The sequence below is a fragment of the Klebsiella sp. GW_Kp182 genome (assembly GCF_040062275.1).
GTDB lineage: Bacteria > Pseudomonadota > Gammaproteobacteria > Enterobacterales > Enterobacteriaceae > Klebsiella > Klebsiella michiganensis.
This window is the reverse complement of sequence record NZ_JBEAFQ010000008.1, coordinates 58,451-73,506: the sequence shown is the minus strand read 5'-3', so window position 1 is coordinate 73,506 and position 15,056 is coordinate 58,451. Positions and strand designations below refer to the sequence as shown.

Sequence of the window (15,056 nt, the reverse complement as noted above, 5' to 3'; positions counted from 1 at the left end):
CCGTTGTCGTATCTGTACTGCGGTAAGTAGATTAGTGCTCCAGCTCCGCTTCTGGCGTCATGGTTTTATTCGCCTGGCGGCAGTAAAGTTCATAGCGTTGACAAAACCATTCGCGATGCGCTTCATCCATATTACCAACAATGGCCTGAAGATCGACGGGCTGACCTTGTGCGTTCATTCTGGCGAAGCTCTGGGCCAGAAAATCAAAATTCTTCATTAAATACATATCGTTTTTCTTCATACGCATACTCCTTCAGCCGTTGGTGTTCTGATTGGTCATATGCTTTTTACTGACTTCAGTATTTATCCTTACCTTAGCTTTTTTTGTACGAAAAATGCGCCTCAAATGGCGATTTGTTGAGCCAAATCATTTATGCCGTCATTAAATAAAAAGAGGCCCGCGATTAGGCGATCGCGGGCCTCTTTTGTCCTGTTTTGCAGCGTTATCGCCGGTGACGCCTCGGTTAGCGCGGTAATTCCGGACATACCGCCGCTACGGTGCGAAGAGAAAACATTACTGTTTGTTATCTTTCTGGATCTTCTTGATGATGTTGGTCGTCGAGCAGCCATCTTCAAAGTTGAGCACCAGCACCTCGCCGCCGTTTGCCCAGACTTCTTCGCTACCGGCGATCTGTTCCGGCTTATAGTCGCCGCCTTTTACCAGCAGATCCGGCAGAATTCCGGCAATCAGACGCTGCGGGGTATCCTCTTCAAAAGAGACCACCCAATCGACAGCTTCCAGCGCGCCCAGCACGATCATCCGCTGATCCAGCGGGTTGACCGGGCGAGAGTCGCCTTTCAGACGCCGGGTTGACGCGTCGCTGTTCACCGCAACGATCAGCCGATCGCCCAGCTTGCGCGCGTTAGCCAGGTAGGAAACATGGCCCGCGTGTAAAATGTCGAACACGCCGTTGGTCATCACCACTTTCTCGCCGCGCTTGCGCGCCGCGGCAACCGCCAGCTTCAGCTCTTCTTCGCTCATCACGCCAAAACCGGTCTCGGAGCGCCCGCGCACCGCGTTCTCCAGTTCGATAGGCGAAACGGTAGAGGTACCGAGTTTACCGACCACGACGCCCGCCGCCGCGTTGGCAAAGTAGCAGGCCTCTTCCAGAGTATTGCCGGAGGCCAGCGTCGCCGCCAGCACGCCGATGACCGTATCACCCGCACCGGTAACATCATAGACTTCCTGGGCCTGAGTGGGCATATGCAGCGGCGGTCGCCCCGGCTGCAGCAGCGTCATCCCCTGCTCGGAACGGGTCACCAGCAGCGCCGAGAGGTCAAAATCGGCGATGATTTTCATCCCACGCTCAACGATCTCTTCTTCATCCTTACATTTACCCGCGACCGCCTCAAATTCTGAGAGGTTAGGCGTCAGCAGGGTGGCGCCGCGATAGCGTTCAAAATCCGTGCCCTTCGGGTCGATAAGCACCGGAACGCCCGCGTCGCGAGCCAGCTTAATCATGGTCTGGACGCTGGTCAGCGCGCCTTTGGCGTAATCAGACAGTACCAGCGCGCCAATGGAGCTCAGCGCCTGCTGAATACGCTCGTGCATCGGCTGCGGATCGACGCCGGAGAAACCCTCTTCAAAATCGAGACGAATCAGCTGCTGGTTGCGCGACAGCACGCGCAGTTTGGTAATCGTCGGATGGGTCGGGACGGACACAAAGTCGCACTTCACGTTGACGTCGGCCAGCGCCTTGCTTAACGCGCGGGCGGCATCGTCAATCCCGGTCAGGCCAACCAGACGAGAGGTCGCGCCGAGCGACGCAATGTTCATCGCCACGTTTGCCGCGCCGCCAGGACGTTCTTCGATATTTTCCACCTTCACCACCGGCACCGGCGCTTCCGGCGAAATACGGCTGGTGGGACCATACCAGTAGCGGTCCAGCATCACATCGCCAACCACCAACACTCCTGCACGTTCAAACTCTGGCAGCGTTACTTTCATTCCTCTCTCCTGCGAGACGCAAACTTTGCGCGCGATAATAGCACACCCGGTTTTTTAGTTAAGCCATCAACCACTTCTGCCAGCTGGCGCTGACCTGTTCACGCTCCTGGCTAAACGCTTCTGGCGCCACGTTCCCCGGCTGCTCCTGCAGCGCCAGGTGATGGAGCGCATCGCGCAGCGTGGTGTAAGCGTGAGTTAACGCCCTCGCCTCTGCCTCGTCCATAATGTCGTTCTGCGCCAGCAGTTCCAGAATACGGACGTTATCGGACCAGCGCGTGAGCTTCGGTTTATCACTGGCATAGCGTAGGACCAGATACTGGGTAATAAATTCAATATCCGTGATACCCCCGGCATCGGCTTTAATATCAAAGCGATCGTGATGCTTATTCCCCAGGTGAGCGCGCATTTTTTCGCGCATTTCCCGCACTTCGGTCTGCAGTTTTTCGCCTTCTCGCGGGGTAGTAAGAATATCCCGACGAATGGCGTCAAAGCGCGCCTGTAGCTCAGGATCGCCATACACTACGCGGGCGCGAACCAGCGCCTGATGCTCCCAGGTCCATGCCTCATTTTGTTGATAATCAGCAAAGGCATCGGCGGTGGTCACCAGCATGCCCGCCGCACCAGAAGGACGTAAGCGAGCGTCCACTTCGTACAGAATGCCCGACGAGGTGCGAGTGCTGAAAAGATGCATGATGCGCTGCGCCAGCCGCAGATAAAACTGACGACCGTCGATTTCGCGCTCGCCGTCGGTCATCACCTCCATCGGACAATCGTGGAGGAACACCAGATCGAGATCGGAACTGTAGCCCAGCTCCCAGCCCCCCAGCTTACCGTAGCCAACCACCGCAAAACCGCGCCCCTGGCGATCGTGCAGGTGCGTCGGCTGCCCGTAGCGGGCCACCATCTGCAGCCAGGCCTGCTGGACCACCGCGTCAATCATCGCCTCCGCCAGCCAGGTTAAGTGATCGCTCACTTTCATCACCGGCAGAGTTCCGGCGATATCGGCCGCGGCGATATGCAGCAGCTGCGCCTGCTTAAACTGGCGTAGCGCCTCCAGCTGCTGCTCTTCATCATCTTCCGGTACGCGCAGCAGATACTGGCGCAGTTCATCGCGATAGGCATCGGTGGCCGTTGGCTGATAAAGCGTATTCGGGTCCAGCAGCTCGTCCAGCAGCAGCGGATGGCGAGCCAGCTGGCTGGCGACCATCGGCGATGCCGCGCACAGGCTAATCAGGTGCTTTAACGCGCCGGGGAATTCGCTCAGCAGCTCCAGGTAAGTGGTGCGGGTGACAATCCCGGTGAGCAGCGGCGTAATGCGCGCCAGCGGCACCGGGGCATCCGCGCGCGAGCAGATTTCGCTGAGCAGATGCGGCATGAGCTGGTCGAGCACCTGACGGCCGCGCGGGCCAATCGTGCGCCGGTCCAGCTCTTTACGAAAATCGGCGATCAGCGCCAGCACGCTGCGGCGATCGCTGTCGGCGAGATGCGCCAGCGCCGGGCTGGTATCATCCTCCTGCAGCGCGTCCTGCCACAGTTCGCGCCAGTACTCTTCAAGCTGTTCATCCGGCGACTGGGTTTCATCGTCGCCGATCAATTCATTAAACACGCGCCGCACGTTGGCCATCTGCTCCGCCAGCCGCGCGCTGAGCGTATCCCAGTCGGCAGCCCCCATCCCCCAGGCCAGCCGGGCGCGATTAAGTTCATCCTGCGGCAGGGTTTGCGTCTGCTCGTCGTTGATGCTTTGCAGCAGGTTTTCCAGGCGACGCAAAAACAGATAGGCTTCGCGCAGCCTCTGCGCATCCCCTTCCGGCAGCAGGTGCAGCTCTTCGATAGCGGCCAGCGTCGGCAGCAAAGCCCGCTGTTGCAGCATCGGTTCGCGTCCGCCGCGAATCAGCTGGAAGACCTGGACGATAAACTCCACTTCGCGGATGCCGCCCGCGCCGAGCTTGATATTGTCCTTCAGTCCCCGACGGCGCACCTCACGGGCGATCATTCCCTTCATGTTGCGCAGAGACTGAATCACGCTGAAATCAATATAGCGGCGGAAGACAAACGGCCGCAGCATGGCGCGCAGTTCGCTGGCGTAAACGCCATCGTTATCGCCCATGATTCGCGCTTTCACCATCGCGTAGCGCTCCCAGTCGCGCCCCTGCTCCTGGTAATAATCCTCCAGCGCGGCAAAGCTCAGCACCAGCGGGCCGCTGTCGCCAAACGGGCGCAGGCGCATATCCACGCGGTAGACAAAGCCATCCTGGGTGGGCTGATCCAGCACCTTAATCAGGCGCTGCCCGAGGCGGGTAAAAAACTGGGCGTTGTCCAGCTCGCGACGGCCGCCGCGCGTGGCGCCATGCTCCGGCCAGGCGAAAATCAGATCGATGTCGGAGGAGAAATTCAGCTCGCCGCCGCCGAGCTTGCCCATCCCGAGGATCAGCAGCGGCTGCGGCGTACCTTCAGCATTACACGGAGTGCCCCATTCACGGCAGCAGGCGGCGTATAGCCAGTCGCGCGCGGCGACGATTAAGGTCTCCGCCAGCGCGCTTAGCTGCTGCAGGCTGCTCTCTTCGCTGACCAGCGATAGCGCCTGGGCCCAGGCGATACGCACCATGATCCGACGGCGAAACTGGCGCAGCTCGCGCATCAGCGCGGCTTCATCATTGACCTCGGCCAGGCGAACCTGCAGCCAGTCGGCATAGTGATGCCACTCCTGCGCCTCGGGAGGCGCACTTTCAAGCTCTGCCAGCCACTGCGGCTGCGCGATCAGACTCTGTTCGACGAAATCGCTAAAGGCCATGACCGATTGCGCCCGATCGCTCAACGTCGATACGGGAAAATCCGCTGGTAGCCGGCCTACGACCGTCTGCCAGTGCTGCTGTAATTGCGAAGAAAGCGGCATCTTAGGGGCTCCCTGGCCTGAAATTATCGTTTTCCACTATGCAGCCAGAACGGCTCCGCGGCCAGCGCCTGGCGACGAAAATATTCGATAACGCTGCTGTCGTTATGCGCAATCGCCCGGCGGGTTTCTTGCCAGTTTTCCAGCCACGGCGCGGCAGCGTCGATATAAGCGCCGGATAGCAGCTGAACGGTGTCAATTTCACGGGTCAGGCGCGGAAGCTGATCGACATAACCGTCAGCGGACGGCTGGCGGAAGGCGTTTTTCAGCTCCGCCGCCGCTCTGGAGAGCTGAATATCCGCGAAGCGTTTAAACGAACCGGCAATTTTCTGCTCTCCGGCTGCGTTCAGGAAGGGACGCCAGCCGCGGTTTATCAACAGATCGGTGAGCGTCAGCTTGGCTCTGACGGTCGCCACGCTGAAAAGCGCCGCCTGGGCGGTTTCGGCCTCCGCCAGCGCCGCCTCAGCTTCGCTCAGACGCTCACGCAGCAGCGTGGTGGCCTTGCGCGGGACAATACCGCCAAACAGCACCAGCGCGTGCCGCACGCGGGCGATAGCGTGCAAAATCTCCGCTTTCGCTTTTGCATTGCCGCGATTGAGGAGTTCATCATGATACAGCCAGTGCGCCAGCGCGCTTTCCAGCGCCGCTTCCAGACCCTGCTCGACGCTGGCCTTCGGCGCGACGCGAAGGATCGTTAACGCGGTCAGCGGACGTTCTTCATTGCCCTGCGCCAGATGATAACCGCGCGCCGCCTTGCTCAGGCTGCCCTGACGCAGTACGCCGGTATCCAGCAGGCGACGGGCAAGGGTCAGAATGTCCTGGGTAGTACCGGACAGCAGTTCCAGCTCCAGTTCACAAATCGGTTCCTGATGCTCGCCGGCTTTAACTTCGCCGCGGTCAAGCGCGATTTCAATTTCGCTGTCGCCTTCTTTGACCACCCATCTTTCACGCTCAAAATCGGTGCTGAAAAGCGGCTGTACGTTCTGTGCGAGCGCCGCCGGCAGTTCCCCCTGCGGCCAGACCTCAGCCGGCAGTTTCTCCAGCGCCAGCTCCGGGGTGTCCAGAGGAATGTTGTATTCCGGACGCTGATGCAGGCCGCCGACGACGCGCCCGGCAATTTTCAGCGTCATTTCATAGCGCCCCTGGTCGCCGCGAATGCGCAGCCCCATGTCGTGGCGGCGCAGCCAGTTATCCGCCGTTTCATAGTAAATATTCAGCAATTGACCCGCTGGCGTATGCTTTGCCTCCAGCGCGTTGAGGTGCTGACGCAGCGCGTCAACGCCATCCTGAGCGACGATAAACTTTAATTCGATTTCTTGAGCCATGACTGAATTCTTCCGCTTATATGCTGTGCCGGGAAATTGCGGCGAACTAACAACGATATTTCTTGTCAGTAAATAGTATTTTGCGGCGAATCGCCATGCAATGCGCATTTTGCCGGGCCACCTCCTGGATGATTCCGATTGTGGCGGAAAACTTTGCGTCGCTTCGGCGATGCCACTACTATCGTTCAACTTTTTATGACCAAACGATGACCTGATGCCAAAATTACGCCTTATTACATTGACTTTGCTGGCGCTGAGCGCCGCCACGGCGGTCCACGCGGAAGAAAAACGTTACGTTTCAGATGAACTGAATACCTGGGTGCGCAGCGGTCCGGGCGATAACTATCGTCTCGTGGGCACCATCAACGCCGGTGAAGAAGTCGCGGTGCTGCAAACCAACGACAGCACGAACTATGCTCAGGTACGCGACAACAGCGGCCGTACCGCCTGGATCCCCTTAAAAGAGCTGAGCAACGAGCCCAGCCTGCGCACCCGCGTGCCGGATCTGGAAAACCAGGTCAAAACCCTGACCGACAAACTCAACAACATCGACACCACCTGGAATCAGCGCACGGCGGACATGCAGAAGAAAGTCGCCGGTAGCGACGCCGTGATAAACGGTCTGAAAGAAGAGAACCAAAAGCTGAAAAATGAGCTGGTTGTCGCGCAGAAAAAGGTAAACGCCGCAAATCTGCAGCTTGATGACAAACAGCGCACCATTATCATGCAGTGGTTTATGTACGGCGGCGGCGTGCTGGGCGTCGGCCTGATCCTCGGACTGGTGTTGCCGCACCTGGTACCGAGCCGCAAACGCAAAGACCGCTGGATGAACTAATTCGTCTTCTCTGCCAGACTTACGTATCATCGTAAGAAAATAAAGACGGGAGAGTGAGGCGTGAAGGTTTATCTGGTCGGTGGTGCAGTACGAGATGCGTTATTAAGGCTACCGGTTAAAGACAAAGATTGGGTCGTGGTTGGCGCCACGCCTCAGCAACTTCTCGACGCGGGCTACCAGCAGGTAGGCCGTGATTTTCCCGTGTTCCTGCATCCGCAAAGCCGCGAAGAGTATGCTCTGGCGCGCACCGAGCGCAAGTCCGGCTCCGGCTACACCGGCTTTACCTGCTATGCCGCCGCTGACGTTACCCTTGAGCAAGACCTGCTGCGCCGCGATCTGACGATCAACGCGCTGGCCCAGGACGCCGACGGCCAGATTATCGATCCCTACGGCGGCCAGGCTGATTTACGCCAGCGCCTGCTGCGCCACGTCTCGCCCGCCTTTAGCGAGGACCCGCTACGCGTCCTGCGCGTGGCGCGTTTTGCCGCCCGCTACGCGCATCTGGGGTTCCGTATCGCCGATGAAACCATGGCGCTGATGCGGGCGATGGCCGATGCTGGCGAGCTGGCGCACCTCACGCCCGAGCGGGTGTGGAAAGAGACGGAAAGCGCCCTATCTACCCGCAATCCGCAGGTCTTCTTCCAGACATTACGCGACTGCCGCGCGCTCAAGGTGCTGTTCCCGGAAGTCGACGCTCTTTATGGCGTACCGGCCCCGGCTAAATGGCACCCGGAAATCGACACTGGCCTGCACACGCTGATGACCGTCACCATGGCGGCGATGCTCTCGCCCGAAGTGGATGTCCGTTTTGCCACCCTATGCCACGACCTCGGGAAAGGGCTGACGCCGAAAGCGCTCTGGCCGCGCCATCATGGTCACGGTCCGGCTGGCGTTAAGCTGGTCGAGCAGCTCTGCGCCCGTTTGCGGGTGCCAAACGAGCTGCGCGACCTGGCAAAACTGGTCGCCGAATTTCACGATCTGATTCATACCCTGCCCATCCTGCAGCCGAAAACGCTGGTCAAGCTGTTCGATAATATCGACGCCTGGCGCAAGCCGCATCGTGTCAGGCAAATCGCGTTAACCAGCGAGGCCGACGTGCGCGGGCGCACCGGCTTTGAAGCCTGCGATTATCCGCAGGGTCGCCTGCTGCTGGAAGCCTGGGACGTTGCCCGGTCGGTTTCAACTAAAGAGGTGGTGGCGGAAGGTTTTCAGGGCGTTGAAATTCGTGAAGAGCTGACGCGTCGGCGGATTCAGGCCGTCGCTCGCTGGAAAGAAAAGCGTTGCCCTCAGCCGCGGGACTGAGGGCGGGCGCTTAGAAGAAGACCACGTAGACCGCTGCCGCAACGATAAAACGGTAGATGGCGAACGGGATAAACGAAATACGTTTAATCAGCTGCAGGAAGGTTTTAATCGCAATCAGCGCGACGATAAATGCCGTGATAAAACCGACGGCAAACATCGGAATATCGCCGGCGTTCAGAAAGCCAATGCTCTTGTACATATCCAGTACGGTTGCGCCCATCATCATCGGCACCGCCAGCAGGAACGAGAACTCAGAGGCCGCATAGCGGCTGACGCCCATCAGCATCCCGCCGGAAATCGTCGCCCCGGAACGCGAGAAGCCCGGCCACAGCGCCAGACACTGGAAGCAGCCGATGACGAATGCCTGACGATAGGTCATATCATCAATGCCCACCGCGCGCGGCTGTTTCGGCTTCAGCACCTCCGCCGCGATCAGCAGCACGCCGCCCACAATCAGCGCATACATCACGTTTATCGGGTTAAACAGCGACTTGATGGTATCGTGGAAAATCAGCCCCAGCACCACCGCCGGGATCATCCCCAAAAGAATATGGATAAGCGACAGGCGACCGCTGCCCTGGCCTTCATGCTCGGGCTTTTTGCCAAAATGAATGCCGATAAGACCAAACAGGCGGCGCCAGAACATCACCACAACGGCCAGAATGGAACCAAGCTGAATGACGACTTCAAACGTATTCGCGGTATCGCCTTCAAAACCCAGCAGATGACCGACAATAATCATATGACCAGTACTGGAGACAGGTAAAAATTCTGTCAAACCCTCAACCACACCCAATATTGCCGCTATCAGCAGCGAGTGTATATCGCTCATCCAATTAAACCCTTTAAAAAGTAAAATGAAAAAAACCAGGAACGAAGAACCGAGCTATCAGGCGTGCTTATTTGGCCACAGACAGCGCGCAGAAAAGTGAGCGTACAGGTTGTACGCAAGGATTTCGAGCGCTGTCACAGGGCAAAACGGCAAAGAAAATAGCCTGATGGCCGGATTCTATGACCGGTATAAACGCAATTTGTTTAACGAGTATGACCTGAAAAGTTTTGTTTCAGATTAAGGCCACGTTCAATAATGACGCCGACGTTAGCCGCCCTGGCTACCGCCCCAGGTTTGCTGACTTTAATACGTACCCATGGAGATTGAAACTTTTCCAGCAGCAGGTCGGCAATTTCTTCCGCCACGCGTTCCACCAGCGCAAAACGCCCGCCTTCGACGTGGCTGATTACCAGCTCGCTGATATCAGCATAGCTGAGACAATCGCTGACATCATCGCTGGCCGCCGCTTTGCGGTTATCCCACGCCATTTCGATATCGAACACCAGCTTCTGTTCGATGGTCTGTTCCCAGTCGTAAACACCAATTGTGGTGATTACCGAAAGTTGCTCTATAAATACAATATCCATCACGACCTGCCTGCTTTTTGGCTAAACCGGATACCACTTCCGGCCAATTATGCGTATTATCCACAGATGCAAAGACATCCCCTAAATAATTTGCGTTGCAGGAAGACAGCGACGCGGCAAGGCTCCAGGAGCATAGCGTCGCTATGGGTCCCGGCGAGCCAATGCGCGGACAACGCGCAGTGCGCAGGGGATAAAACGACACTTTCAAAATGGAACAGCTGATGAGTGCAATCGCGCCTGGACTGGTTATCCTCGCCTACCTCTGCGGCTCAATCTCCAGCGCCATTCTCGTTTGCCGCCTCGCTGGCCTTCCCGATCCTCGCGACAGCGGCTCCGGCAATCCAGGGGCGACGAACGTCCTGCGAATTGGCGGCAAGGGCGCAGCCGTAGCGGTGCTTATTTTTGACGTACTGAAAGGCATGCTGCCGGTCTGGGGCGCGTGGGCGTTAGGCCTGACGCCGTTCTGGCTCGGCCTGGTGGCGATCGCCGCCTGCGTGGGCCATATCTGGCCGGTATTTTTTAACTTTCGCGGCGGTAAAGGCGTGGCCACCGCTTTCGGCGCCATTGCTCCTATCGGCTGGGATCTCACCGGCGTGATGGCCGGAACCTGGCTGCTGACGATTCTGCTCAGCGGCTACTCCTCGCTGGGGGCTATCGTGAGCGCGCTGATTGCTCCGTTCTATGTCTGGTGGTTCAAACCGCAGTACACTTTCCCGGTTTCGATGCTGTCATGCCTGATTCTGCTGCGCCATCACGACAACATACAGCGTCTGTGGCGTCGTCAGGAAACCCGCATCTGGACCCGGCTCAAAAAGAAGAAAAAAACGCCGGAGCAGAAATAACCTTTGCTGCGCCGCAACTTCGCGGCAAGTAAGCCCCAGGTGATTAAGGTGAACCAACGCGGCTGCGGCTCGAAGTATGACGGGCATAAGCTTTTCATATGACCGGGATGATTGGCCCCCGATCAATACTCTTCGCTGCTGTTTTATCTTGATTTTGCAGGGGCGCGACATTGCACGGCACCGTGTTACCACAGAATAAAAAAGGCTGGCAGGCCTCGCTGGACCTCCAGTTTCAATTTCTCGGCGGGAAAACCACGCTCGCCTCCCGTCGTCATGTCGGTCCCCTCACCGTTCAGCGCCCGTTTTATCCCGAAGAAGAGACCTGCCACCTCTATCTGCTTCATCCGCCCGGCGGTATCGTCGGCGGCGATGAGCTCACCATTAGCGCGACGATGGATCCCGGGTGCCACACCCTGATCACCATGCCCGGCGCCAGCAAGTTCTATCGCAGCAGCGGCGCGCAGGCGCGTCTTCAGCAAACCCTGACGCTGGCGGAAAACTCAACGCTCGAGTGGCTGCCGCAGGACGCGATCTTCTTTCCCGGCGCCAACGCCGCTTTGTCTACCGCCTTTCATCTCGCCGCCTCCAGCACGCTGCTGGCGTGGGACCTGCTGTGCCTTGGCCGGCCGGTCATCGGCGAAGCCTTTAGCCACGGCGCGCTCGCCAATCGCCTGGAGGTGTGGATCGACGGCTCTCCGCTGCTGATTGAGCGCCTGAGCCTGGCCGATGGACAGCTGGCCTGCGTCGCGCAGCAGCCGTGGGTGGGAACGATGCTGTTCTACCCGGCGAACGAAACGCTGCTCGAAGGCGTACGCGAAAAACTTACGCCGCTGGCAAACTACGCCGGCGCGACGCTCACCGACGGCCTGCTGACGGTACGCTTTCTAAGTGACGATAATCTGCTTTGCCAGCGGGCGATGCGCGATATCTGGCAATTTATGCGCCCGCACCTGACCGGCAAATCTCCGGTACTCCCCCGAATCTGGCTGACTTAAGAGAACGCTATGGAACTGACACCCAGAGAAAAAGACAAGCTGTTGCTGTTTACGGCCGCGCTGGTGGCGGAGCGTCGCCTGGCCCGCGGCCTGAAGCTCAACTATCCCGAATCCGTGGCCCTGATTAGCGCCTTTATTATGGAAGGCGCGCGCGATGGCAGAAGCGTCGCCGAGCTGATGGAAGAGGGACGCCACGTCCTGAGCCGCGACCAGGTCATGGAAGGCGTGCCGGAAATGATCCCCGATATCCAGGTCGAAGCCACCTTCCCGGACGGCTCGAAGCTGGTTACCGTCCATAACCCGATAATCTGAGGTAGCGCGATGATCCCAGGAGAATATCAGGTAAAACCCGGCCAGATAGCGATTAACGTCGGCCGCGCCACCTGCTGCATTATCGTTGAAAATCACGGCGACCGGCCGATTCAGGTCGGCTCGCATTACCACTTCGCCGAGGTCAACCCGGCGCTGAAGTTCGATCGCCAGCAGGCGACCGGCTATCGCCTGAATATCGCCGCCGGCACCGCAGTGCGCTTCGAACCGGGCCAAAAGCGCGAGGTGGAGCTGGTGGCGCTGGCCGGAACCCGCGCGGTGTACGGTTTCCGCGGAGACGTTATGGGTGCGCTGGAGGCAAACGATGAGTGACATTTCACGTCAGGCCTATGCCGACATGTTCGGCCCCACCACCGGCGATAAAGTTCGCCTGGCGGATACCGAGCTGTGGATCGAGGTCGAAGATGATTTGACCACCTACGGTGAAGAGGTCAAATTCGGCGGTGGCAAAGTGATCCGCGACGGTATGGGCCAGGGACAGATGCTTTCCGCCGGGTGCGTGGATCTGGTGCTGACCAATGCCCTGATCGTCGATTACTGGGGGATCGTCAAAGCCGATATCGGCGTCAAAGACGGGCGGATCTTCGCGATCGGCAAAGCCGGCAACCCGGATATTCAGCCCAACGTCACGATCCCGATCGGCGCGGCCACGGAAATTATTGCGGCGGAAGGCAAGATCGTCACCGCCGGCGGCGTCGATACGCATATTCACTGGATCTGTCCGCAGCAGGCGGAAGAGGCGCTGGTCTCCGGCGTCACCACCATGATCGGCGGCGGGACCGGCCCGGCGGCGGGCACCAACGCCACGACCTGCACGCCCGGGCCGTGGTACATCTCGCGGATGCTGCAGGCCGCGGACAGCCTGCCGGTCAATATTGGCCTGCTGGGTAAAGGCAATGGTTCGAATCCGGATGCGCTGCGTGAGCAGGTCGCGGCCGGGGTTATCGGCCTGAAGATTCACGAAGACTGGGGCGCGACCCCGGCGGCAATCGACTGCGCGCTGACGGTGGCCGACGAAATGGACGTGCAGGTCGCGCTGCACAGCGACACCCTCAATGAGTCCGGATTCGTTGAGGATACCCTGGCGGCCATCGGCGGGCGCACTATCCATACTTTCCATACCGAAGGGGCGGGCGGCGGCCATGCGCCGGATATTATTACCGCCTGCGCGCACCCCAATATTCTGCCCTCGTCAACCAACCCGACGCTGCCCTATACCGTCAACACCATTGACGAACATCTGGATATGCTGATGGTTTGCCATCATCTCGACCCGGATATCGCCGAGGACGTGGCGTTTGCCGAATCGCGCATTCGGCGGGAAACCATTGCCGCGGAAGACGTCCTGCACGATCTGGGCGCCTTCTCCCTTACCTCGTCTGATTCACAGGCGATGGGCCGCGTCGGCGAAGTGGTGTTGCGCACCTGGCAGGTAGCGCACCGGATGAAGGTCCAGCGCGGCCCGCTGGCGGAAGAGAGCGGCGATAACGACAACTTCCGCGTGAAGCGCTATATCGCCAAGTACACCATTAATCCGGCGTTAACCCACGGTATCGCCCATGAAGTCGGTTCGATTGAAGTGGGTAAACTGGCGGATCTGGTGCTGTGGTCCCCGGCGTTCTTCGGCGTGAAGCCGGCGACGATCGTCAAAGGCGGCATGATCGCGATGGCGCCGATGGGCGACATCAACGCCTCTATCCCGACGCCGCAGCCGGTGCACTATCGCCCGATGTTCGGCGCGCTGGGCAGCGCTCGCCACCGCTGCCGTTTGACCTTTCTGTCGCAGGCGGCGGCGGAAAACGGCGTCGCTGAACGGCTGAACCTGCACAGCGCGACGGCGGTGGTTAAAGGCTGCCGCACGGTACAAAAAGGCGATATGCACCACAACGGCCTGCTGCCCACTATTACCGTGGATTCGCAAACCTACGAGGTGCGCATCGACGGCGAACTGATAACCAGCGAACCGGCGGATGTGTTACCGATGGCGCAACGTTATTTCCTGTTTTAAGGAGCGCAAATGCTTTATTTGACCCAACGGGTGGAGACCCCGGCGCAGGCCACGGCCAGCGTTACCCTACCGATTGACGTGCGGGTAAAAAGCCGCATTAAAGTCACGCTTAACGATGGCCGTCAGGCGGGCCTGCTGCTGCCGCGCGGTCTGCTGCTGCGCGGCGGCGACATTCTCAGTAACGAAAACGGTAGCGAATTCATTGAAGTGATCGCCGCTGATGAAGCCGTTTCGGTCGTACGCTGCGCCGATCCTTTTATGCTGGCGAAGGCCTGCTATCACCTTGGCAATCGCCACGTGCCGCTACAGATTATGCCCGGCGAGCTGCGCTATCATCACGATCACGTCCTGGACGATATGCTGCGCCAGTTTGGCCTGGCCGTGGATTTCGCGCATCTGCCGTTTGAACCTGAAGCCGGCGCCTACGCCAGCGAATCGCACGGCCATCACCACCACCATCACGATCGTGAGCACAGCCACTAAATGCCGACGCCGGAAAAACGTCTGCGCTTGATGCAGCTTGCCAGCAGCAGCCTCCCGGTTGGCGGCTACAGCTGGTCCCAGGGGCTGGAGTGGGCGGTGGAAGCAGGCTGGGTAGCGGATACCGCCGCCTTTGAGCGCTGGCAGCTGCGCCAAATGGAGCAGAGCTTTTTTACCGTCGACCTGCCGCTGTTTGCCCGCCTCTACCGGGCCTGCGAAGCGGGCGATCTGGCCTGCGCCCGGCGCTGGACCGCTTATCTGCTCGCCTGCCGGGAAACCCGCGAGCTGCGCGATGAAGAGCGCAACCGCGGCGCGGCCTTCACCCGGCTGCTGGCCGACTGGCAGCCGGAGTGCCCGCCCGAGTGGCGCAAGCTGTGCCAGCAAAGTCAGCTAACCGGCATGGCGTGGCTCGGCGTACGCTGGCAAATCGCCATTCCTGACCTGGCCCTGAGCCTTGGCTATAGCTGGATTGAAAGCGCGGTGATGGCGGGCGTCAAGCTGGTGCCCTTTGGCCAGCAGGCGGCCCAGCAGTTGATTCTTCGCCTGTGCGACCGCTACGCGGCGGACATGGACAGCGCCCTGGCGACCCCGGACGACGCCATCGGTTCGGCGACGCCGCTTGCGGCTATCGCTTCCGCCCGGCACGAAACCCAGTATTCCCGATTATTCCGTTCTTAGGAGA

General features: G+C 59.4%; 15 protein-coding genes and 1 pseudogene. 9 read left to right on the top strand and 7 right to left on the bottom strand.

Going from position 1 to position 15,056, the window contains the following annotated elements; all coding sequences use genetic code 11:
* Positions 1 to 31: 31 nt before the first annotated feature.
* The 4 genes from glgS to ABLU88_RS10235 all read right to left on the bottom strand — a co-directional run bounded on the left by glgS (position 32) and on the right by ABLU88_RS10235 (position 6,163).
* Positions 32 to 241 (bottom strand): cell surface composition regulator GlgS, encoded by a 210-nt coding sequence (gene glgS, locus ABLU88_RS10250; RefSeq protein WP_004854266.1) that lies wholly within the window; start codon positions 239 to 241, stop codon positions 32 to 34.
* Between the two features lie 273 nt (positions 242 to 514).
* On the bottom strand, positions 515 to 1,948 hold the full coding sequence (gene hldE / locus ABLU88_RS10245) for a bifunctional D-glycero-beta-D-manno-heptose-7-phosphate kinase/D-glycero-beta-D-manno-heptose 1-phosphate adenylyltransferase HldE (RefSeq protein WP_014226884.1): 1,434 nt from the start codon (positions 1,946 to 1,948) through the stop codon (positions 515 to 517).
* 58 nt (positions 1,949 to 2,006) lie between these two features.
* Positions 2,007 to 4,841, bottom strand: a complete 2,835-nt coding sequence (glnE, locus tag ABLU88_RS10240; RefSeq protein ID WP_064375098.1) for a bifunctional [glutamate--ammonia ligase]-adenylyl-L-tyrosine phosphorylase/[glutamate--ammonia-ligase] adenylyltransferase — start codon at positions 4,839 to 4,841, stop codon at positions 2,007 to 2,009.
* 23 nt (positions 4,842 to 4,864) lie between these two features.
* Positions 4,865 to 6,163 carry an inorganic triphosphatase gene (locus tag ABLU88_RS10235; protein WP_014226885.1) on the bottom strand — a complete coding sequence of 433 codons (1,299 nt, stop codon included), beginning with the start codon at positions 6,161 to 6,163 and terminating at the stop codon, positions 4,865 to 4,867.
* Between the two features lie 214 nt (positions 6,164 to 6,377).
* Between ABLU88_RS10235 and ABLU88_RS10230 the strand changes: the two genes are divergently transcribed.
* On the top strand, positions 6,378 to 6,998 hold the full coding sequence (locus ABLU88_RS10230) for a TIGR04211 family SH3 domain-containing protein (protein WP_014226886.1): 621 nt from the start codon (positions 6,378 to 6,380) through the stop codon (positions 6,996 to 6,998).
* Between the two features lie 60 nt (positions 6,999 to 7,058).
* A complete protein-coding gene (locus ABLU88_RS10225; protein WP_014226887.1) occupies positions 7,059 to 8,300 on the top strand; it encodes a multifunctional CCA addition/repair protein in 1,242 nt (413 codons plus the stop codon).
* A 10-nt stretch (positions 8,301 to 8,310) separates the two neighbouring features.
* Here the strand turns inward: ABLU88_RS10225 and bacA are convergent, their stop codons facing one another.
* Both bacA and folB read right to left on the bottom strand, forming a co-directional pair.
* Positions 8,311 to 9,132 carry an undecaprenyl-diphosphate phosphatase gene (bacA, locus tag ABLU88_RS10220; protein ID WP_004854277.1) on the bottom strand — a complete coding sequence of 274 codons (822 nt, stop codon included), beginning with the start codon at positions 9,130 to 9,132 and terminating at the stop codon, positions 8,311 to 8,313.
* Between the two features lie 203 nt (positions 9,133 to 9,335).
* Positions 9,336 to 9,719, bottom strand: coding sequence for a bifunctional dihydroneopterin aldolase/7,8-dihydroneopterin epimerase (folB, locus tag ABLU88_RS10215; RefSeq protein ID WP_014226889.1), 384 nt, complete (start codon positions 9,717 to 9,719; stop codon positions 9,336 to 9,338).
* A gap of 221 nt (positions 9,720 to 9,940) precedes the next feature.
* Here folB and plsY point away from each other — a divergent pair, with 221 nt between their 5' ends.
* Complete coding sequence (gene plsY / locus ABLU88_RS10210) at positions 9,941 to 10,561, top strand: glycerol-3-phosphate 1-O-acyltransferase PlsY (protein ID WP_004854283.1); 621 nt, start codon at positions 9,941 to 9,943, stop codon at positions 10,559 to 10,561.
* Between the two features lie 97 nt (positions 10,562 to 10,658).
* Here the strand turns inward: plsY and ABLU88_RS10205 are convergent.
* A pseudogene (locus tag ABLU88_RS10205) lies at positions 10,659 to 10,742 on the bottom strand (short-chain dehydrogenase); the annotation flags it as partial.
* Between ABLU88_RS10205 and ABLU88_RS10200 the strand changes: the two are divergent.
* The 6 genes from ABLU88_RS10200 to ABLU88_RS10175 are packed head-to-tail and all read left to right on the top strand — an operon-like array spanning position 10,732 to position 15,052.
* Positions 10,732 to 11,556, top strand: coding sequence for an urease accessory protein UreD (locus tag ABLU88_RS10200; RefSeq protein WP_275050680.1), 825 nt, complete (start codon positions 10,732 to 10,734; stop codon positions 11,554 to 11,556). The pseudogene ABLU88_RS10205 and the gene ABLU88_RS10200 sit on opposite strands and share 11 nt — an antisense overlap.
* Positions 11,557 to 11,565: 9 nt before the next feature.
* Complete coding sequence (locus tag ABLU88_RS10195) at positions 11,566 to 11,868, top strand: urease subunit gamma (protein ID WP_014226891.1); 303 nt, start codon at positions 11,566 to 11,568, stop codon at positions 11,866 to 11,868.
* A 9-nt stretch (positions 11,869 to 11,877) separates the two neighbouring features.
* Positions 11,878 to 12,198 carry an urease subunit beta gene (locus tag ABLU88_RS10190; RefSeq protein WP_014226892.1) on the top strand — a complete coding sequence of 107 codons (321 nt, stop codon included), beginning with the start codon at positions 11,878 to 11,880 and terminating at the stop codon, positions 12,196 to 12,198.
* Positions 12,191 to 13,894: an urease subunit alpha gene (gene ureC / locus ABLU88_RS10185; protein WP_014839580.1), complete on the top strand. Its 1,704-nt coding sequence runs from the start codon at positions 12,191 to 12,193 to the stop codon at positions 13,892 to 13,894. Before ABLU88_RS10190 ends, ureC begins: the two co-directional genes overlap by 8 nt.
* Positions 13,895 to 13,903: 9 nt before the next feature.
* A complete protein-coding gene (gene ureE / locus ABLU88_RS10180; protein WP_014226894.1) occupies positions 13,904 to 14,377 on the top strand; it encodes an urease accessory protein UreE in 474 nt (157 codons plus the stop codon).
* A complete protein-coding gene (locus ABLU88_RS10175; RefSeq protein ID WP_275050679.1) occupies positions 14,378 to 15,052 on the top strand; it encodes an urease accessory protein UreF in 675 nt (224 codons plus the stop codon).
* Positions 15,053 to 15,056: the final 4 nt, after the last annotated feature.

Excerpts from the sequence above, each read along its gene's own strand:
- ABLU88_RS10195 (WP_014226891.1), top strand. The coding sequence starts at position 11,566 with ATGGAACTGACACCCAGAGAAAAAGACAAGCTGTTGCTGTTTACGGCC.
- glnE (WP_064375098.1), bottom strand. The coding sequence starts at position 4,841 with ATGCCGCTTTCTTCGCAATTACAGCAGCACTGGCAGACGGTCGTAGGC.
- ureE (WP_014226894.1), top strand. The coding sequence starts at position 13,904 with ATGCTTTATTTGACCCAACGGGTGGAGACCCCGGCGCAGGCCACGGCC.
- folB (WP_014226889.1), bottom strand. The coding sequence starts at position 9,719 with ATGGATATTGTATTTATAGAGCAACTTTCGGTAATCACCACAATTGGT.
- ABLU88_RS10230 (WP_014226886.1), top strand. The coding sequence starts at position 6,378 with ATGCCAAAATTACGCCTTATTACATTGACTTTGCTGGCGCTGAGCGCC.
- bacA (WP_004854277.1), bottom strand. The coding sequence starts at position 9,132 with ATGAGCGATATACACTCGCTGCTGATAGCGGCAATATTGGGTGTGGTT.
- ABLU88_RS10235 (WP_014226885.1), bottom strand. The coding sequence starts at position 6,163 with ATGGCTCAAGAAATCGAATTAAAGTTTATCGTCGCTCAGGATGGCGTT.
- ureC (WP_014839580.1), top strand. The coding sequence starts at position 12,191 with ATGAGTGACATTTCACGTCAGGCCTATGCCGACATGTTCGGCCCCACC.
- plsY (WP_004854283.1), top strand. The coding sequence starts at position 9,941 with ATGAGTGCAATCGCGCCTGGACTGGTTATCCTCGCCTACCTCTGCGGC.
- ABLU88_RS10190 (WP_014226892.1), top strand. The coding sequence starts at position 11,878 with ATGATCCCAGGAGAATATCAGGTAAAACCCGGCCAGATAGCGATTAAC.
- ABLU88_RS10175 (WP_275050679.1), top strand. The coding sequence starts at position 14,378 with ATGCCGACGCCGGAAAAACGTCTGCGCTTGATGCAGCTTGCCAGCAGC.
- hldE (WP_014226884.1), bottom strand. The coding sequence starts at position 1,948 with ATGAAAGTAACGCTGCCAGAGTTTGAACGTGCAGGAGTGTTGGTGGTT.
- glgS (WP_004854266.1), bottom strand. The coding sequence starts at position 241 with ATGAAGAAAAACGATATGTATTTAATGAAGAATTTTGATTTTCTGGCC.